The sequence below is a fragment of the Novosphingobium sp. FSW06-99 genome (genome assembly GCF_001519065.1).
GTDB lineage: Bacteria > Pseudomonadota > Alphaproteobacteria > Sphingomonadales > Sphingomonadaceae > Novosphingobium.
On record NZ_KQ954252.1, the window covers coordinates 374,488 to 392,908 of the forward strand.

Annotated in this window: 16 protein-coding genes; 6 read left to right on the forward strand and 10 right to left on the reverse strand. The window is 64.8% G+C overall.

The features are described from left to right. The first annotated feature begins 71 nt into the window (after positions 1-71). The 3 genes from AQZ49_RS22115 to AQZ49_RS04285 all read left to right on the forward strand — a co-directional run bounded on the left by AQZ49_RS22115 (position 72) and on the right by AQZ49_RS04285 (position 1,209). The gene (locus AQZ49_RS22115) at positions 72-218 is read left to right on the forward strand and encodes a lmo0937 family membrane protein (RefSeq protein WP_156428126.1); all 147 of its coding nucleotides are present in this window, start codon (positions 72-74) and stop codon (positions 216-218) included. A 36-nt stretch (positions 219-254) separates the two neighbouring features. Then, the gene (locus AQZ49_RS04280; protein WP_067613253.1) at positions 255-767 is read left to right on the forward strand and encodes a DUF1003 domain-containing protein; all 513 of its coding nucleotides are present in this window, start codon (positions 255-257) and stop codon (positions 765-767) included. Positions 768-828: 61 nt separating this feature from the next. After that, a complete protein-coding gene (locus AQZ49_RS04285; protein ID WP_197410913.1) occupies positions 829-1,209 on the forward strand; it encodes a DUF3775 domain-containing protein in 381 nt (126 codons plus the stop codon). A 50-nt stretch (positions 1,210-1,259) separates the two neighbouring features. Here the strand turns inward: AQZ49_RS04285 and AQZ49_RS04290 are convergent, their stop codons facing one another. Then, positions 1,260-2,324 (reverse strand): zinc-dependent alcohol dehydrogenase family protein, encoded by a 1,065-nt coding sequence (locus AQZ49_RS04290; protein ID WP_231738761.1) that lies wholly within the window; start codon positions 2,322-2,324, stop codon positions 1,260-1,262. 239 nt (positions 2,325-2,563) lie between these two features. Here AQZ49_RS04290 and AQZ49_RS04295 point away from each other — a divergent pair, with 239 nt between their 5' ends. Continuing rightward, the gene (locus AQZ49_RS04295; RefSeq protein WP_082701326.1) at positions 2,564-3,061 is read left to right on the forward strand and encodes a Spy/CpxP family protein refolding chaperone; all 498 of its coding nucleotides are present in this window, start codon (positions 2,564-2,566) and stop codon (positions 3,059-3,061) included. A 69-nt stretch (positions 3,062-3,130) separates the two neighbouring features. Next, complete coding sequence (locus tag AQZ49_RS04300) at positions 3,131-3,472, forward strand: hypothetical protein (protein WP_067613260.1); 342 nt, start codon at positions 3,131-3,133, stop codon at positions 3,470-3,472. A 353-nt stretch (positions 3,473-3,825) separates the two neighbouring features. On the opposite strand, the gene AQZ49_RS04305 is transcribed toward AQZ49_RS04300, so the two are convergent. From AQZ49_RS04305 to AQZ49_RS04315, 3 genes are all read right to left on the reverse strand, one after another. Continuing rightward, entirely contained in the window at positions 3,826-4,611 is a 786-nt protein-coding gene (locus tag AQZ49_RS04305; protein WP_067613262.1) for a slipin family protein, read from the reverse strand. Between the two features lie 73 nt (positions 4,612-4,684). After that, positions 4,685-5,800 (reverse strand): OmpA family protein, encoded by a 1,116-nt coding sequence (locus AQZ49_RS04310; protein ID WP_067613265.1) that lies wholly within the window; start codon positions 5,798-5,800, stop codon positions 4,685-4,687. 59 nt (positions 5,801-5,859) lie between these two features. After that, a complete protein-coding gene (locus tag AQZ49_RS04315; RefSeq protein WP_197410914.1) occupies positions 5,860-6,423 on the reverse strand; it encodes a lipid-binding SYLF domain-containing protein in 564 nt (187 codons plus the stop codon). Positions 6,424-6,862: 439 nt separating this feature from the next. On the opposite strand from AQZ49_RS04315, the gene AQZ49_RS04320 reads away from it, so the two are divergent. Then, entirely contained in the window at positions 6,863-7,438 is a 576-nt protein-coding gene (locus AQZ49_RS04320) for a DUF1269 domain-containing protein (RefSeq protein ID WP_197410915.1), read from the forward strand. 46 nt (positions 7,439-7,484) lie between these two features. On the opposite strand, the gene AQZ49_RS04325 is transcribed toward AQZ49_RS04320, so the two are convergent. From AQZ49_RS04325 to AQZ49_RS04350, 6 genes are all read right to left on the reverse strand, one after another. After that, positions 7,485-11,822, reverse strand: a complete 4,338-nt coding sequence (locus AQZ49_RS04325; protein WP_197410916.1) for a chemotaxis protein CheB — start codon at positions 11,820-11,822, stop codon at positions 7,485-7,487. Between the two features lie 117 nt (positions 11,823-11,939). Beyond that, positions 11,940-12,131 (reverse strand): Thivi_2564 family membrane protein, encoded by a 192-nt coding sequence (locus tag AQZ49_RS04330; RefSeq protein ID WP_067613269.1) that lies wholly within the window; start codon positions 12,129-12,131, stop codon positions 11,940-11,942. A 154-nt stretch (positions 12,132-12,285) separates the two neighbouring features. Further along, positions 12,286-13,347 carry a 2OG-Fe(II) oxygenase gene (locus AQZ49_RS04335; RefSeq protein WP_067613271.1) on the reverse strand — a complete coding sequence of 354 codons (1,062 nt, stop codon included), beginning with the start codon at positions 13,345-13,347 and terminating at the stop codon, positions 12,286-12,288. Between the two features lie 75 nt (positions 13,348-13,422). Further along, positions 13,423-15,867 carry an HAD family hydrolase gene (locus AQZ49_RS04340; RefSeq protein ID WP_156428127.1) on the reverse strand — a complete coding sequence of 815 codons (2,445 nt, stop codon included), beginning with the start codon at positions 15,865-15,867 and terminating at the stop codon, positions 13,423-13,425. Between the two features lie 89 nt (positions 15,868-15,956). Then, entirely contained in the window at positions 15,957-17,276 is a 1,320-nt protein-coding gene (locus tag AQZ49_RS04345; protein WP_067613272.1) for an HD-GYP domain-containing protein, read from the reverse strand. Positions 17,277-17,376: 100 nt separating this feature from the next. After that, positions 17,377-18,303 (reverse strand): DMT family transporter, encoded by a 927-nt coding sequence (locus AQZ49_RS04350; RefSeq protein WP_067613530.1) that lies wholly within the window; start codon positions 18,301-18,303, stop codon positions 17,377-17,379. Positions 18,304-18,421: the final 118 nt, after the last annotated feature.

Consider the following 18,421-nt stretch of genomic DNA (forward strand, 5'->3'; position numbering starts at 1 on the left):
CGCGCTCGCGACCTGCGGGCGGCAACGCCGTTCTTTTGGCGCAAATCTGCTGCAACCCAAGGAGACTATCCATGCTCTATACAATCGCAATTGTCCTGTTGGTGCTGTGGCTGCTCGGCTTTTCTATCTTTCCAGCCGCAGGCGCACTGATCCACCTGCTGTTGATCGTCGCACTGGTCGTGTTCGTACTGGGCGTGGTTCAGCAGCGCAGGATCTGACCGGTCGATCGCAAGGCCAGGCGCGTGCAGCCGACTATGCCGACGACTGCGCCCGAGGTGATCGAGATCGGTGCCACCACGGCGCATCTGCACGCCGCGCACCATCTCGAATCCGGTCTGTTGCAACAGACGATCGACCGGGTGACCCGGGTAATGGGCTGGCCGGGATGTGTGGTGTTGCTGACCCTGACAATCGTGGTGTGGGTCCTCGCCAATCTGGCGGCCGCCCGGCTGGGATTGCGCCCGCCCGACCCGCCGCCGTTCGATGGATTGCAGGCGGTGACTTCCAGCGGCGCGCTGGTGGTCGCGGGTCTGATCCTGACGACCCAGCGGCGCGAAGACCGGCTGGCCGAACATCGCAGCCAACTGATTCTTGAACTCTCGATCTCCAACGATCAGAAGATCGCCAAGATTGTCGGCCTGCTCGAAGAGAGCCGGCGGGACAATCCGGCGATCACCAACCGGATCGACGATGTCGCGGCGGCAATGTCCATGCCGTCGGATGCCGCCGCCGTGCTGGAGGTGATCAAGGAACTCGGCGAGGGATGACAGGCGACCCCGCCAGTTGTCCTGCCCGCCATCATGCCCCCCGTGACGAAGGATGCCGATCATGCCGGAATTGACGATCACCCCCGATACCGTCCTGGCGATCGCGCAGATGGCACGGCAATTCGATGTCAAAGTTGCTGAATCCGATCCCGACAGCGGATCGAACCCCAGCGATGACATGGGCGTCGATGCGCTCGAATTCGGGCCCGACGACGATCTGCAGCGCGAACTGGTGTCGGTGATCAGCGACCTCAACGATGATGAACAGCAGGATCTGGTCGCGCTGATCCTGCTGGGCCGGGGCGATTTGACGCTCGACGAATGGTCGGCGGCGCGGCTGACGTGGAACGATATCGGCCGTGCGCACACCCCGCGCTTTGTCACCGGCATCCCGCTGGTAAGCGATTACCTGGAAGACGGCCTGTCGTTGCTGGCAGACTGACGCATCGTGCGGGGGCTTCCCCGCACGATGCTTTGGCATCTGGCGAAGGGTCAGGCCTCGATGATCACCTTGAGCGCACCGGTCCTGGCCGCGTGCGCAAACGTGTCATAGGCTTCCAGGATTGCATCAAGCTTGAAACGGTGGGTGATCAGCCGTTTGGCATCGATCCGGCCCGACTTGACCACTTTGAGCAGCATCGGCGTGCTCGATGTGTCGACCAGCCGGGTGGTGATGGCGATGTTGCGATCCCACAACCGTTCGAGATGCAGCGCAACCGGCACGCCATGCACGCCGATATTGGCAATGATCCCGCCGGCCGCGACGATCTGTTCGCACAGTTCGAATGTCGCCGGGATGCCGACCGCCTCGATCGCGGTATCGACGCCCTTGCCTTCGGTCAGCGCCATCAGCGCGGCCACCGCATGACCGTCGCCGCTGTTGATGGTGTGTGTCGCACCAAACCGTTTGGCCACGTCCAGCCGCTTGTCATCGAGATCGATCATGATGATCGCGCCCGGCGAATAGAATTGCGCGGTCAGCAGCGCGGCCAGCCCGATCGGTCCGGCACCGACAATCGCCAGCGTTGCGCCCGGCGCCACTTTGCCGTTGAGCACGCCGCATTCAAAGCCGGTCGGTAGGATGTCGCTCAACAGCACTAGCGCTTCGTCATCGGCGCCCTCGGGGATCGGATAGAGGCTGGTATCGGCATGCGGAATGCGCACGAATTCGGCCTGGGTGCCATCGATCGTGTTGCCCAGGATCCAGCCGCCGGTGGTGCAATGCGAATACATGCCACGGCGGCAATATTCGCATTTTCCGCAAGCGCTGACGCAGGAAATCAGCACGTGATCGCCCGGCTTGAAGGCGGTGACCGCCGGGCCGACGCTGTCGACCACGCCGACGCCTTCATGGCCAAGGATGCGCCCCGGCTGGCAACTGGGCAGATCACCCTTGAGAATGTGCAGGTCGGTGCCGCAGATGGTGGTCCGGGTGATGCGGATGATGGCATCGCCGGGCGCGTCGATCTGCGGCCTGGCATGGCGTTCGAACGATGGCTTGCCCGGTCCGTGGTAGACCAGCGCCTGCATCGTCGATTGCGTCGGGGTGTCGTTCATCGTGGCTGCCTTTGTGCGGGGCGCTGGGTGGGGTGCGCCAGGCGCGAAAAATAGCCCCGGCGGATCGGGCGGGCAGCCTCGGAAATTACCCAATGGCACGCGATCGGATCCGCGCGGGCGGCCTTGCGTAGATTCCGCTGGCTGACAGCGCGGGATGCAGGGGCCACCGTGCAGTCTGCCCCACCGGCCGCCCGGCGCGCCGGTGCGAGGGGCCAGCCATACCCGCAAAGGATCACTCGATGTTCAACAGATCAAACCCGTTCGCCCTGTTGCCGACCCGCCGTAGCCATGGCCCGGTCATGCTCGCCGGTCTGGTGGGCGCCGCCATGGCCTTTGCGCCCGCGCTTGCATCGGCCCAGGACGCATCGCATTATCACCACCACGTGTGGGGCAAGACCGCGCACGAAAGCGAAGAAACGATCGACCTGCGCATCAGCGATCTGCACACGCGGCTGCATATCACGCCCGACGAGGAAACCGCCTGGAGCGGTGTCGCGCAGACCATGCGCGACAACGAAGCGCATATGCAGGAACTGATTGCCGCTCGCGAGGCCGAGCCCGAACACCATGTCTCCGCGCCCGAAGACCTGCGGGTCTATGAACACTTCACCCAGGCGCATGTCGAGGGTCTGAAGCTGCTGCGGTCGTCGTTCGAAACGCTCTATACCGCGATGCCCGACGCGCAGAAGCTGGTCGCCGACGATGTGTTCGACAAGTTCGGCAACGGCCACGATTGACCGCGGCGGCGGTGCTGCGCGCCGCACGCCGACCGGCTTCACCCCACCTTTTTTCGAGGATATTTCGCCATGAACAGTGTTACCCGGATTGATCGATCCGCCCATCATCGCGGCCTGCGCCTCGGCGCCCGGCTTGCCACGGCGGCGGTGCTCGCGCTGGCGCTGTGCACCAGCCCGGCCATGGCCGGGCCGCGCGGCGGCGGTGGCGGCGGCGGCGCACGTGGCGGCGGTGGCGGTCATGGTGGCGGCGGGCACGGCGGCGGCGGGCACGGCGATGGTCGCGGCGGTCGCGGCTATGGCGGATGGGGCGGCGGCTATTATCCCGGCCCTGCGATTGTCTATGGCGGGCCTTACTATTGCACGCCGCCGTTGATCTACTTCCCCGCCTATCAGTACAACACCTGCGAATAAGCGATGCGCGATGGGCCGTGCAGACGACCCATCGCCACGCCAGCGTGTCTTGGCGCGCGCTGTTACACGCTGCACCGATTCAAACCGGAAGAACACCCATGACCGTCGCGCAACACAGGCCGATCAACCGGCACCCTGCGGCGCTGGCAAGCTGGCTGTCGATCCAGACCAATTGGTATGCGCACAAGATATGCGGCAACCAATGGTGGCAATTTTTTCAGCAATGACCTGATCGCGCATGGCGGGCACGGCGCGCAAACTGCACCTTGCGGTTCCCCTTGGCGTGCCGTTTTCAGACCTGGCAGCAGCCTCCTTCGACCGGCATCCGACGATGCCGGTCGAGCGCTGTTCGATCAGGACACGTCCGGCTTGTTCGCCGCCGTTTCCAGCAACGACAGGAACGGTTTGACGATATCGATCGGCATCGGGAACACCACGGTCGAATTCTGTTCCGCGCCGATTTCGGTCAGCGTCTGCAAATACCGCAACTGCATTGCCGCCGGGATGCTCGACAGGATGGTGGCCGCATCGACCAGCGTCTGCGAGGCTTGGAATTCGGCCTGGGCATGGATCACCTTGGCGCGACGATCGCGCTCTGCCTCGGCCTGCTTGGCGATCGCGCGAACCATGTTTTCGGTCAGTTCGACCGTGCGGATTTCGACATTCGACACCTTGATGCCCCATGTCTCGGTCTGCGCATCGAGGATCGCCTGAACATCGGTGGACAGTTTCTTGCGCTCCGACAGCATCTCGTCGAGGTCGTGCTGGCCCAGCACCGCGCGCAAGGTGGTCTGCGCCAGCATGTTGGTGGCGGGCAGATAGTCCTGCACCTGGATGATCGCGTGTTCGGGATTGATCACATTGAAATAGAGCACCGCATCGACCTTCATCGAGACATTGTCGCGGCTGATCACATCCTGGCTGGGGATCTCGATCACCTGGATGCGCAGATCGACCCGCACCATCTGCTGGATCAGCGGGATCAGCAGGACCAGGCCGGGCCCTTTGACATGGTCGAACCGGCCCAGCGTGAACACCACCGCGCGTTCGTATTCGCGCAAGATCCGCACGCTCAACGCGGCCACGAACAACACGCCAAAGATCACGATCGGCGTAACCGATTGCCACAAGGGGATCATCGCTGGTTCCTTTTTCCGGTAAAAAAAGGGCCGCGAAAGTGCGGCCCTTTTTCAGTCAATCAGGGGTGCGCGATCAGTTGCCCGCGCCGGTCCCATAGGTGATTTCAACGCGGCGGTTCTGCAGTTCGCGCACACCGTCGGCGGTGGGCACGCGCTGGTTGGCCTTGCCATAGGCGTGGCTGCTGATGCTGGTGGCAGCAATGCCATGGCCGGTCAGATAGGCCTGCACCGCTTCATCGCGCCGGGCCGCCAGGCCAAGGTTGTAGCGCACCGAACCCGAACTGTCGGTATAGCCCGCCAGCGTGATCGGCACGGTGCCGCAATTGCCATAGGCCTGGATCGCGCTGTCCAGAATGTTGGCGGCTTCGGGAGAGATTGCCGACTTGTCCCAATCGAAGAACACGATGTACGGGCCGTTGTTGCAGACCGGTGCAACCGGCGGCGGAGGAGGAGGGGGCGGCGGAGGCGGCGGGGGCGGCGGCGGGGGCGGCGGAGCGGCTGCGACCTCGGGTGCCGGGGCCGCGTGCGAGCCGAAGTTGAACGTCAGCGTGGCGAGCAGCGAATGCGACCGCAACGTGCCTTCGCGGGTGGTGCCGTCGGAATAGCCGAACTGGTTGGCGCCGCTCGGGTCGAAATAGCGATATTTGACACCCAGGTCGACCGAATGGCTGACCGGTACGGTCAATCCGGCAATGCCCTGCCACGCAAAGCCGTGATCATGGCCGCTGATGATCCCGGAACTGGCCAGATTGTCGAACAGGAACGTGTCGGCATAGCCTGCGCCGCCACCGGCATAGACCTTGACGCCGCCCCAATGGCCCAGACCGAGCAGGACGTTGCCCATGATCGCATTGGTCCGGGTGCGTCCGTAAAGGCCCGAGGACTGGTCGTAATAGCCGTTGGGCGGGGTGGTTCCGGTCGGCCGGTTCTGCGATTTCAGCACCGAATTGTCATGGAACGCTTCGGCTTCAAGGCGGAAATGGCCAAAGTCATAGCCCACCGCGCCACCGGCTTCCCAGCCGTGCTTGAAGGCGTCGGTCTGTTCATAGCCCGCGCCGTCGCTGATGGAAACATGCCGCTGGGCGACCGCGCCGCCTTCGATGGTGATATAGGGACCGGTGTCATCGGCATAGGCCGATCCGGCCAGTGCGCTCGACGCAAGCGCCGTCGCGATTAGGATTTTCCTCATGATTTTTCCATTGGTTGGGCGAGCCGGAGAGCGGCCCGCCGGGAGTAAGTCAGGATGGTTCAGCGCGGGTGGATCGCCGAAATCTTGGTGCCCTGCAGCGTCAGGTCGGCCATCAGGCCCTTTTCGTTGAACGGAAAGGCATAGACGTCCTTGGTCATGGTCGTCGAATTGGCTTCTGCGCCTGCGCCGGTGGTGATGATCGCGACGCTGGGGCCGGTGCCGGCGTCAAAGTTGCCGCTGCGGCGCAGATGGCGCAGCGCGGCATTGTTCATCAGGAACAGGGCATAGCTGAATTTCTCGCCACCGATCTGCAGGCCCCAGGACCCGCCAGACAAGTTGTAGAAGCCCGCCGGACGACCGTCGATCAACAGCACGCCGTTGCCGCTTTCGCCGCCGAACACCAGGCCCGCCTTGAAGATCGAGGGGAACACCAGCACGGCGCGGGCATGGCGGGCAAAGAGGCGCGAACGCGGTTCGCGCGCTTCGAGCGATTGCAGCGCCTGTTGGCCCTGTGCGGTGATTTCGGCGGCGGATCGGGCGCTTGCAGACGTTGCGGTCAGCGGAACGGCCACGACGGCCATGGCCACGGCGGCAACGGCAAACAGGCGATGGGAAATTTGCATGGCGGCGTACTCCAGATAGTGATGTGAAATATTATGCTTCACGGGGCGAACGGAGTGTCCAAATGCCCGCGCATGATTGACCAGTTCGCAAAACGGTCCGAAAAAATACCAGATATTGTGGAGATTGTTTCGGACCATCCGTGATTTCATCTGGATGCAGTGCTCCAATGGCTGATTTTATTGTGCTGATGAACCCTCGGAATGTACGCATGGCTTGGCCAATTCCGGGCTGTTGGTGCGGGATTTTTGGCGATCCTGTTGCCACCACGGCGGGGCCTGAGGGCGGTGTGCCCGGTCGTGCAGGCTCTGGGTAGTTTCCGAGGCTGCGCCACGGCGCGCGGGGCGCCTACCGGTACATCAGGCGGCCTGACAGTCCGCCATATCCAAAGATCCCCATCCCGCATGTCAGCGGTACCCAGCCTACAGGAACGAGGCCATCATGCACGAACCCGCCGTCTTGCCCCCCGAAGCCATCCCGGCTGCCGCTGTCGGCACTTTTGCCAGCCACGCCACAGCGGAGACCGCCGTCAAGGAGCTCGGCCTGGCCGGGTTCGACATCAGCCATCTCAGCGTTGTCGGCAAAGGCTACCACACCGACGAACACGTTATCGGCTTTTTCAACAAGGGCGACCGGGTCCGTTTCTGGGGCACGCGCGGGCTGTTCTGGGGCGGGTTGTGGGGCCTGTTCTTCGGCGGCATCTTCGTAACGGTGCCGGTGGTCGGCCCGGTGGTGGCGCTTGGTCATCTGGGCGCGATGATCGTCGCCGGGATGGAAGGCGCGCTGATCATCGGCGGCGCCAGTGCGCTGTCGGCTGCGCTCTACGGGATCGGTATCCCCCACGACAGCGTCATCCAGTACGAAACCGCGATCGCGGCGGACAGCTTTCTGGTGCTGGCGCACGATACGCCCGCGCGCATCGAAGTGGCCCGCACCATTCTCGAAGCCGCCGGAGCGACGCGCGTCGATGTTCACGTCGGGCTTGGCCAGCGCAAGGCCGTGCCCGAAGTCGCGTGATTTTGGTCCTGAAGCACGATGCGTTTCAGATTGAACGCATTGTGTTTCAGGTGGCGGTGGCCACCAGCACCTTGCGCGCGAGTTCGGGAATGGATTTCGCGCCCATGCGGTGCATGATTTCGGCGCGATGGTTTTCGACCGTGCGCTGGCTGATACCCAGATCGGCGGCGATGTTCTTGCTGGGCTCTCCGGCCAGCACCATGGCCATGACCTGTCTTTGTCGCGCGGTCAGGCCCTGGGTCCGTCGCGCGGCGTCGGCGTGGGCTTCGTCATCGATGCGGATGCCGTGCGATTGTGCCGTGGCCCGGCTGATGCTGGCCAGCAGATCGGCACTGCCGACCGGCTTTTCGATGAATTCACAGGCGCCCGCCCGCATGGCGTGAACGGCCAGGCCGATATCCCCGTCGCCCGTGATCAGGATCACCGGCACATGATCGCCGCGCGCGCGCAAAGTATCGAGCAGGCCGATCCCGCTCATGCCCGGCAGACGCACGTCGACCAGCAGGCAACCGGCCGTGCCCGGACGATAGGCCTCCAGAAACGCCTCGGCGGTGGCAAAATCCTCTACCTGGCAGCCATGGCCAACCAGCAGTTCGCATAGCGCGGCGCGGATTTCCGGCTCGTCGTCGATAACATAGGTCACGCCTGGCGAGGCGCCGTCTTCGCCGGCCAACGGCGATCCTGCGGGCACCAGCAAGCTGGTGATGGTTTCCATCAGCACGCGCGATTCGACCGGCTTGCTCATGTGAACGCACTTGCCGCGCGTCGTGTCGACACCGGCGATCCGCGCCACCGCTTCGGTAGAGATGTCGCCGGTCAGAATGATCGCGGGCAGATCCTGCGGCACCATCGCGCGCAGCCGCACCAGCAAGTCGACCCCGGTGTGCCCGGCGGGCAAGTTGTAATCGGTCAGCAGGATGTCGGGCCTGATCGCGCTGTGCGTGATCAAGGCGATCGCCGCGGCAAAATCGGCCGCGCTGGTGACGCTGTGGCCTGCCGAACGCAACAATTGCGACAGCAGGTCGCGCAAGTCCGGATCGTCTTCGACCACCATGATCGCCGTGCCCTGGTGCGCCGCGCGCGTCGGCAGGACGAGCGCGGATGGTTCGGGCGCGACCGACGGTGGCCGGATATCGCGACACGGTACGGTGACCGTGAAGACAGACCCTTTGCCCGGTGCCGATCGCACATCGATGGGGTGGCCGAGCAGTTTGCCAAGCCGCCGCACGATCGCCAGCCCCAGCCCGAGGCCGCGATTGCGATCGCCCGATGGGTCGTCGATCTGGTGAAACTCTTCGAAAATCGCGTGAAGCTGCCCTGCCTCGATGCCGATGCCGCTGTCGCGCACTTCGATGCACAGATTGTCGCCGCGGCGGCGGCAGGCAAGCATCACGCGGCCGCGCGGGGTGCACTTGATCGCGTTGCCCAGCAGATTGCGCAAGATCTGCTTGATCAGCATTGGATCGCTGTCGACCATGGCCGCACAGGGCCGTACCACCAGGGTCAGGTTGTGCGCCTGCGCCAGCGGGGTGAATTCCTCGCGCAGGCGATCGAGCGTCTGGGTGATGGCAAACTGCGCGCGTTGCGGATTGATTGCGCCGACTTCGATCTGGTTGATGTTGAGCAAGGTGTCGAGCATGCCCGACAAACCGCGCAGCGTCTTGTCAAACCGCATGAACAGCGCGTTTGCGGCGTCGCCCGTGACCATCTGCGCCAGTTGTTCCTTGAGCAGCGTCAGCACTTGCAGCGGTTGGCGCAAGTCATGGCTGGCGGCGGCGAGAAACCGCGATTTTGCCATGTTGGCGCGTTCGGATTCGAGCTTGGCGGACTCCAGCGCGCCCATGATCTGCTTGCGGTCGGTAATATCGGCAAACGTGATGACCACACCATCGACCCGGCTGTCGTGCGCCCGATAGGGGAAAATCCGCCGCATGAACCACACCGTGTCCGGCGCTTCGGCACCCGGCACGGTGATTTCGCGTTCGATCGTCGTGCCGTCTTTCAGCACATGCCGGGCATCGTCGAGCAAAGCGGGATCATCGGCAACCGGCCGCAAATCTGCCAGTGACCGGCCAAGATCACCGGGAATGACATTGAACAGCGGCTTGATCGCGGGAGTGAAAAAGCGGATCCGCAAACCGGTGTCGAGAAACATCGTGCCGATATTGGTGCTGGTCATCACGTTGCGCAAATCGTCCGAAGCCAGCCGCTGGCGATCGAGCGTTTCCTGAAGCTGACCGTTGAGCGCGGTCAGCTCTTCGTTGAGCGACTGCAGCTCTTCCTTGGATGTCAGCAGTTCCTCGTTGGCGGACTGGAATTCCTCGTTGACCGACAGCGCTTCTTCGTTGATCGCCTTGTGTTCCTGGCTGATGATCTCGCGCTGTTGCAGCGCGGCCTGGAATTCGGCCTGGGTTTCCAGCAATTCGCGTTCAAGTTCGGCAATGCGCACGCTGTCGGCGGGCGTGCGATCGGCCGCCGCCTCGGCGTCGTCGGTCGGCTCATCGATGAAACAGACCATCATGAGCTCTTCACCCGCCTCGGTCAGGCATTCGATTTCAAAGCGAAAGCGGCTTTGCGGGTCATCATGTCCGCCGCGCACGATCCCGCCATCGACGTGCCGTTCGCCGGCCGCCGCACGGCTGAGCGCCCGTCGCAGGCGTGTGCGCAACGATGGCGATGCCATGGCCAGCAGGTCGAGCGTCGCATAGCCGGGCGCCACGCGCAGATAGCGCGCCGTGGGTCCGGTCGAAAACAGGCATTCATGCTGTTTGTTGATCAGCACCGCCGCCGGGGCATGGCGTGCCAGGACCGCGCGATGGCAGATCTCGGCAAGGCTGGCCTGGCGCCCGGTCGTGATCTGGCCATCGGTGGTTTCCAGGCGGGGGGGCTTTCCTTCCAGGGTGAACGAAATCCCCGCATCGCCGGGACGGCTGTGCGCCACCGCACGGTAACAGCAATCGGCACCGGGAATCGGCGCAAACCGGTCCTCGGCCTTGCCCACCGTTTCGGATGTGCCGAGCACTAGCGTGCCGCCTTCGCGCAAGGCGAAATGGAACAGCGCGAGCACTTTGGCCTGCGCCTGAAGGTTGAGATAGATCAGCAGGTTGCGGCAGGAGATCAGGTTGATCCGCGAAAACGGGGGATCGGTCAGCACGTCCTGGACCGAAAACACCACTTGCCCGCGCAAACCCGGCACAACACGATACCCCGATGGCTCGGCAATGAAATGGCGTTGCAGCCGGTCCGCCGAAACCTGGTTCGCGATCTCCGGCGGATAGAACCCCTCGCGCGCGGTGGCGATCGCATCGGGATCGAGGTCAGAAGCGAACACCTGCAGCTTGATGTCGCGCCGCGTGGCGGCGATCGCATCCTGGCAGATGATCGCCATCGAATAGGCTTCTTCACCGGTGCTGCATCCGGCCACCCAGATCCGCAGCGTCTGCCCGGGGAGCAAGTTGCTGATCGCTTCGGGCAGGATCGCGCTTTCCAGCACATCGAACATGCGCGGATCGCGAAAGAACGACGTCACGTTGATCAGCAGATCGCTGACCAGCAGCGCGCATTCGCCCGGCTCGTCGCGCAACCGGTCGAGATAGGCGGCGGTGTCGTTGCCCGGGATGCCCAGCAGCCCCATGCGCCGCGCGATCCGACGCGCCATCGTACCGGGCTTATAGGGGTGAAAATCGTGTCCGGTGCGTACATGCAAATGGTCGAGGATGGCGGCGATGTCGGCCGCTTCGTCGCGCTGGAACGCAATGTCCGCATCGCCGGGCGCGCTGGCCACGCGCAGTGCAAAGGTCGCCAGCGCTGCGGGTATCCGGGCCAGCGCAAGCACATGATCGACCACGCCGGTGGCGATGGCACCGTCGGGCATGCCGGGATATTCGGCCTCTTCGAGCGCCTGGGCGATAATGCAGCCGCCCGCCTGGCGCAGCGCGGGCAGGGCGGCGCTGCCATCCTGGCCGGTGCCCGACAGGATCACGGCGGCCGTCTGCGGGCCGCATGACCGCGCCAGGGATTTGAGCAGGCGATCAAACGGCAGCCGCGCGCCCTGGCGCGTATCGGGCACCGTCAGATGGAGCAGGCCCGAACGCACCGAAAGATAGCAGCCGGGCGGAATGACATAGACATGGTTGACCGCCAAGGGGCACCCGTCGCTCGCCTCGACCACCGTCATCGCCGTGTGTTGGCCGAGCAATTCGACCATCAGGCTTTTGTGGGTCGGGTCAAGATGCTGGACGACGATGAACGCCATGCCGGGCGCTTCGGGCAGGGCATCGAACAGCCGCGACATTGCCTCCAGCCCGCCTGACGAGGCCCCGATTGCGACAATCGGCAGTGTCTCGCCAAGCGTGGCCGTGGCGGGCCCCTCGTACGTTGTCAAAATGTCGTCGATCGGGCGGCGATGCCGGACGTGATGGTGTTGCGTGTCATGGGTGTTCCCCTCGGCGCGGCCCGTACCACAGGATCGACCCGGACTAGCTATCAATATTGGCGCCGATCACTTTCCGACGTGGATCGCAGTCAGCAGATCAATGATGCCGAACACCTTGAGCAGCCACAGCACCACGGCGATCACCACCACGCCGTTGAGGATCTGCTTGATCCGGGCATCCATTGGAATCATGGAGTTGATGAGCCCGAGAATGACCCCGACAACGATCAGGGCGACGATAATACTTATGAACGGCATCGCGACGGGCTCCTGGCAAGAACAATGGGCGCCCGACTGCGGGGCGGGGAGCCGTGCTGCCGGGCGCCGCCCCGGGGGAGGGGCATATCCTCCATAGGTCGTCGCGGTTTCATCGCCAGACTCGGAATCTACCCAGCGCGCCGCGTTCGCTGCTTCAGCGGACGATGGAAAGGCCGCCGCCCGAACCGAGCGCACGCAGCCGCCGACTGGTATCCTCATCGAACAGGAACGGGATGAACATATAGCGCAGGCCGCGCGTGACCGGCGTCACCTCGTGCACCAGCGAACAGGAAAACACCGCCGCGCCGCCCGGCGGTGGGCGATAACCCTGGGTGCCGAATTGCGGGAAACGCAAGTCGCCCCCCTCGTAATCATCGTTCAACGCCACGCTGACCGCGAAACGGCGGTGCGCGGTGCCGACCTGATTGTTGTCGATATGCGCGCGGAAATGGCCAAATCCCGCCTCGTACCGCCCGATCTGGCAGCGTTCCATGCGGGTCGCGCAAAAACCGAAAAAGCGTTCCACTTCGGGGACAAGGCGGCTGCCGATGCGCAGGGCCAGTTCGTTGCACAAGGCGCGATCCTCGATCAGCAGATCGCGGCGCGCCTTGTTTTCGGTGACCAGTTCCAGCACCGTGCGCCCGTCGCGCTCGACCGCAACCAGCCCCGGCTGGCCGCCGTCCTGGTCGAACCGGCGGATCAGATCGGCGCAGAATTCGGGTTCGAACACGCGCGGCACGATCAGCACCGGGGGGGGATAATTCTCGGCGGCGGGCATCCGGGCCAGTGCCGCCGCGACGGCCTTGCCATGCGCGGCGGGCGCGCTTTCCTGCACGGCGACATTGTCCCACACGCGCTGGCGGCGATCGAGAATGACCGAAAACTGGCGATAGGCGGGGTGTCCCTGTGCATCGCGCGCCAGCGCGCCGTGCATGCGGCTGATCAGGCGGCGCTCGTCCTCCACCACCAGCGTCATGGCGTTGCGATCGCCCTGCCAGTGCGGTGCGCGCGCGGCGTCGCGCGGGTCGACCGAAATCACGAACACCGCGGCGCCTTGCAGATCGGCCTCCATCAGACCGGCTAGCAGACGCGCCGAGGTCGAGGCGGTGGTCGATCCGACGAAGGCCAGCACGACCGGGCGCCCGGCATGTTGCGACAAGTCGACGCCGCTGCCCGGCGTGACCACCGCAGGTGCATATTCGCCCGTCGCCAGCATGAAATTCGTCTCCGTGGGGTCACCGCTGTGTGCGTGACGCCACACATAGAGGCGTTGTCCGGGAAAACCAGAGCTCTACGCCGGGCCGCCGATCGTTCTGAATACCACCACGATCATCAGCGCGGTGTCGCCTTGGGCAGGCGGCGGTTGCAACAGCGCAAAGCCGGCCGGGTCGGGACAATGCCACAAGTGTTCGGTCAGCGCGGTGATGCGATCGAACTGCGGCACGATCGGGCATGCGCGCAGATGGCTGTCATGGCGGTTGTCCAGATATTCGTCGGCGGGCATCGCGGTGATCGACAGCACTTCGACATAAGGCGCCAGCGTGCCGAACGGCACGGCCGCGACAAACCGGCCGGCGCCGACCGGAATGCACAGCGCGCAAAATCCATCATGGGTGGGCCGGATCGGCAGCGAGACCGGAGTGGCATCGCGCGTATCGCTCAGGATCACGCTGATCTGGCCAACGTCCCCGGCGAGGTCGGCGGCGGCCAGCGGCATGTGGAATCGCATCGTGGCCAGATGGGTCAGGCGCGTGGCAAAGCCTTCTTCGGCCAGTTCGGCGGGCAGGAACATGCGCCGCACGCCCTTTTGATAGAACAGCCCCTGTTGCAACAGGCCTTGGCGGGCAATCTCGGGGTCAAACAGGGCCAGCGTTTCGCCGGTGCCCAGATTGACGTCGTGTTCGAACGCGCGAACCACCGCCAGTTCCTCGCGCAAGGGCAGAAACATCAGCCGCATCAGCGTCGCGGCATTGGCCTTGCGCCACAATTCCACGCCAATCCCCGCCACGGCATCGCCACTGACGACCCGCACGATCGAGCCGTGCGCGGCCCCGGCAAAGGCCAGGCAGCCGGTCTGCACCGCCTCGCGCACGTCGCTCTGGCGTTTGGCAATGTCGTTGGCGCCGCGAACGGGTGTGCCGTCTTCGGCATAGTCGATCACAGAGCCTTGCGCGGCGGTGGCCAATTGTTCGATCAGCGCGACATTGGCGGTCATCGCGTTGAGCAGCGCGTAATCGTAGTGCTCGCTCGACAGATAGCCGCGCTTGTCGAGCCCCGAAATCTGCATCTCGCGCAAGATCAGATAGCGTCCGGCGACATGCACGCCCAGCGATCGCGCCAGCAACGGGTCGATCAGCGACTGAACCGATCCGTTATAGCCCAGATCGACCAGCATCAGCGTATCGCCCGGCGCCGGGCGCACACGCTGGCGAACATGATTGACCAGCCGTTCGCCCAGAGCCTGCGCGGCCAGGATGATCGGGCGCCGGTTGGTGGGCACGCGGCACCAGTCGGCCAGCGCGCGCCAGCCTTCGTCCCAACTGCGCCCGTCGCACAATCGGGCAATGGTTGCATCGGGCAGGCGCAATTGACGCGCCAGCAACACGGGATCGATGCCGCGATTTTCATCGAGATGACGCATGATCGCGGTGTCTTGCGCAAAGGTCGCGAATGTCGCGGTCAGGCGGCTGATCTCGACCGGATGGATCGAACCGTCTGTCCCCACGGCCTCGTGCATGCGCATCGGCAGATGCCCATCGCGCATCAGGAACAGCCAGTGTACCGCGCCGCCGTATTGCGCCTGCAAGCCTTTGGCTTCGTGCCGCAGCCATTGGTCATAGCCGAGCAGCACCGGGCCCAGCGTGGCAAAGCCGAACTGGTGCGCCGCATTGTCGAGGCGTGGCATGCCATGGGCCAGCGCCGGGCGGTGCGGTTGCGGCGCCTGCAGGCCGTCGCGGTCATGCCCATGCATCAGCGCGGCAACCGCGCTTTCCAGCCGCAATTGCTGCGCGGTGCGCTCGGTAAACTGGCGCAGATGCAGCGTGTGCACCCCGAACGGTTCTACCCCGCCGACATCGGCGGCCTGGTTGTCACCGATGTGCAAAATCTCGCCGGGCTTTGCCTTCATGCGCGCCAGCACATCGCCATAGAGCCCGGCGGCCTTGGGCTTGCCATGGGTCGAGGAACAGAACACCCGGTCGATCAGCGCGGCGACATCGGCCCCGGCGGCGCGCGCGACCAGATCGTGCAACTGGCGCGGGCTCAGATACGTGTCGGACACCAGGATCACCTGCATGCCGCGTCGCCGTGCCTCGTGCATCAGCGCGATGGTCGGCGCAAAGCCATAACACGATTGCGCCTCCGCCTCGATTTCGGCGGCAATCGCACGGGCACGATCGGCATCGCGCGCGCGCGGCATGATCGACCGGTAGATCTCGTCGATAGAAATGTCGTGCACGCCGCGCGCAGACCGCGCGATCTGGCGCGCGCGGCGTTCGCCATGCATGCGCTGATACGGGTTGCAATCGGGCAACAGCGCAAACAGGTCGGTCGGCGCGTGGCAATCGCGCCATAGCAGCGTGTCGAAACAGTCGAGACTGAGCACTTTGAGGCCGGCAAACCAGTCGAGCACCTCGGGCAATTCGTGGGGCAGGCAATGCGTGCGGAGTTCGGGTCGCACGGCCAGGCTGGACGCACCGTTGCGCTTGTGCGGCTGGGGCACGAAGGGGGCGTTCATGGTCTGGCTTTCGGCTGGATGCTGGTTCGCGGGCCAGACTAGCGCCGCCATGGTAAACGGGGCGCAGCCGTTCGCTTAGGGTATTGCCCCTAGGCAGCCTGTGATGCGCCGCCCTTGGCGGCCGGGGCCACGCGCTCGACCGCGGCGGTCAGCGCGGTGGCGGCCTTGGCGCGGCAGGCCTCGGGCAAAGTGTCGATCGATCCCGCACCGGTGATCGCATCGGCACCGAAACAGGTGTTGAGGTCGATCCACACGGTATCGATCGGCCGGGCATTGGCCGGATCATAGAACACCGCGACCAGCGGCCGATCGGGCGAGTCCCGGTTCTGGTCGAGCACCACTGCCAGCCGGCCGCTGCGCAAGGCCACCACCGATCCGGTCGGCCAGACGCCCACGGTCGCCTCGAACACCGCCAGCAGCTCGCTGTCGAATGCGCCGACATCCGCCTTCATCGTGCGCAGCGCTTCGGCCGGGTTGCTTCCGCCCGCGGCAAGCGTGTCATAGCTATCGCAGATTGCTGCCATCCGGCCCAATTTGCTCAAGCCATTGCCGCCGATGGCGTTGGGCCAGCCGGTGCCGTCGATACGTTCGTGGTGTTCAAGGCAGGCGCGCGCAACCGTATCCGACAGGCGGCAGCGCACGATGAAATCGTGGCCAAGCTGGACGTGGCTGTGCCAGATCTCGGCGGGCAATGTCCGCGCATCGACGCCTTCGGGTGCCACCTCGACCGGCAACAGGCAGATCCCGGCATCGAGCAACAGCCCGGCCAGACCCGCTGCGTGCAGATCGATCGGGTCCAGCCGCAGATTGCGGCCCAGCGCTATCATCAGCGCGCTGGTCGCCAGGGCATGGCGAAAAACATCCTCGCGGTCGCGGCGAAACCGCATCAACCCGTTGAAGGCAAACGGATTGGTCTGCACAGAGGTGATGATCGAATTGATCACCGGGCTGATCGTGGCAGGCGTGATCGCCTTGCCCAGCCGCATTTCCAGAAACGCCCCGCTCACTGCCTTTACCCCGCGTTCGGCAAGCGCGCTGGCGCGGCCAAAGCCGCGCGCCACTTCGCCGGGCGGTGCCGACAGCACGCGGGCCACGCCCGCCTGCGCCGGTGCCGGCGGGCTGACCAAGACGTCCCGGGGCAAAGGGGCGGGCCGTGCGGGGAGAAGGCGGCGGGCCGGTGCGGGGGGCGGGGCTGGCGATGCCGCGCGCGCGGGCGCCGCATCGGGATCGATCCCGCGTTCGGTGTCGATGATTACGGCGGGCACATAGCTGGCGTGCAGCCGGTCGAGCATGTCGGGGTCGGTCAACAGGAACCGCGCCCGCCAGAAGGGATGGCTGAACCAGTTGCCTTCGAGCTTGTGGATGTACATGCCGAGCATGACATCACCTGGGTCGATCCGCTTGAGCATGGTTCCTCGTGCCGAAATTCCTGAAGATAGGGTCCCTCGCTCGGGCAGGATCAGGATGGCAGCACGGGGTGAATTCGGCTTGTTAAGAGCCTAAGGATAATTACCGATACGCGCGGCGAAGGTGCGGCAATCCGGTTGTCGCGATGACGATGCCGATCAGGATCATGCACGCCCCGATGGCAAAGCCGCCGTCGATCCGATCGCCCATCAGGATGATCCCGGCGGCGACGCCAAACACCGGGGTCAGGAAACTGAGCACGCCCAACCGCGTCGCGCTGTATCGGCGCAGCAGCGCAAACCATGTCAGATAGCTGCCGAATGCCACCACCGCGACTTGCCAGACCAGCGACAGGGCCAACGCCGCATCGGCGTGCACCGCGGTTTCACCCAGCGTCAGCGCGGTCGTGGTGGCCAGCAGGCCCGCCCCGACCAGTTGATAGAACAAGGTGATCGTTGCGGGCGCATCGGCCAGTCGCGATCCGCGCAACACGATCGCGGTAATCGCCCACGATGCCGCCCCGGCCAGCGCCAGCGCATCGCCCAGCCGCATCGCCGGATAGAGGCCCGGATCGCCGCGCCCCAGAAAAGTCAGCGCCACGCCTGCAAAGGCCAGTGCCACGCCCAGCCATTGCGCGGGACGCAGGCGTTCGTCGCGGTGCACCAGCCCCAGCCCGAATGCGATCATCAGCGGCGCGCAATAGAGATAGACGGTGACATGCGATGCGCTGGTGCGCCGCAGCGCTTCGCCGGCAAACACGAATTCCAGCCCGAAGAACACGCCCACCGCCAGCCCCGGCAACACCGTCGCGCGGGTCATTGCACGCAATTCGCCGCGTGCTGCGGCCAGGCCGAGCGTCGCCATCGCCGCCAGCGCCGATCGCACGCCCAATTGCAGGATCGGGCTCATCTGGGCGGCGGCCGCCTTGATCGTGACTTGCTGGGTGCCCCAGATCAGGCACAACACCGCCATCACGGCGGCGGCGCGCATATCGATCGGTCGGCGATCGACCGGCTGGCGTTGCGACATGGGTCCCGATCCATACAAGATGATCATAAGGCGCCGAATCGGGCGCGCGCAGGGGGTCACTGCCTGTTTTTGCGCGATAAAGCACCACTCATCGGATTTTATGGTGTAGTGCGAGCAG

Coding starts and splice junctions, on each gene's coding strand:
- AQZ49_RS22115 (WP_156428126.1), top strand. CDS start 72: ATGCTCTATACAATCGCAATTGTCCTGTTGGTGCTGTGGCTGCTCGGC.
- AQZ49_RS04280 (WP_067613253.1), top strand. CDS start 255: ATGCCGACGACTGCGCCCGAGGTGATCGAGATCGGTGCCACCACGGCG.
- AQZ49_RS04285 (WP_197410913.1), top strand. CDS start 829: ATGCCGGAATTGACGATCACCCCCGATACCGTCCTGGCGATCGCGCAG.
- AQZ49_RS04290 (WP_231738761.1), bottom strand. CDS start 2,324: ATGAACGACACCCCGACGCAATCGACGATGCAGGCGCTGGTCTACCAC.
- AQZ49_RS04295 (WP_082701326.1), top strand. CDS start 2,564: ATGTTCAACAGATCAAACCCGTTCGCCCTGTTGCCGACCCGCCGTAGC.
- AQZ49_RS04300 (WP_067613260.1), top strand. CDS start 3,131: ATGAACAGTGTTACCCGGATTGATCGATCCGCCCATCATCGCGGCCTG.
- AQZ49_RS04305 (WP_067613262.1), bottom strand. CDS start 4,611: ATGATCCCCTTGTGGCAATCGGTTACGCCGATCGTGATCTTTGGCGTG.
- AQZ49_RS04310 (WP_067613265.1), bottom strand. CDS start 5,800: ATGAGGAAAATCCTAATCGCGACGGCGCTTGCGTCGAGCGCACTGGCC.
- AQZ49_RS04315 (WP_197410914.1), bottom strand. CDS start 6,423: ATGCAAATTTCCCATCGCCTGTTTGCCGTTGCCGCCGTGGCCATGGCC.
- AQZ49_RS04320 (WP_197410915.1), top strand. CDS start 6,863: ATGCACGAACCCGCCGTCTTGCCCCCCGAAGCCATCCCGGCTGCCGCT.
- AQZ49_RS04330 (WP_067613269.1), bottom strand. CDS start 12,131: ATGCCGTTCATAAGTATTATCGTCGCCCTGATCGTTGTCGGGGTCATT.
- AQZ49_RS04335 (WP_067613271.1), bottom strand. CDS start 13,347: ATGCTGGCGACGGGCGAATATGCACCTGCGGTGGTCACGCCGGGCAGC.
- AQZ49_RS04340 (WP_156428127.1), bottom strand. CDS start 15,867: ATGAACGCCCCCTTCGTGCCCCAGCCGCACAAGCGCAACGGTGCGTCC.
- AQZ49_RS04345 (WP_067613272.1), bottom strand. CDS start 17,276: ATGCTCAAGCGGATCGACCCAGGTGATGTCATGCTCGGCATGTACATC.
- AQZ49_RS04350 (WP_067613530.1), bottom strand. CDS start 18,303: ATGTCGCAACGCCAGCCGGTCGATCGCCGACCGATCGATATGCGCGCC.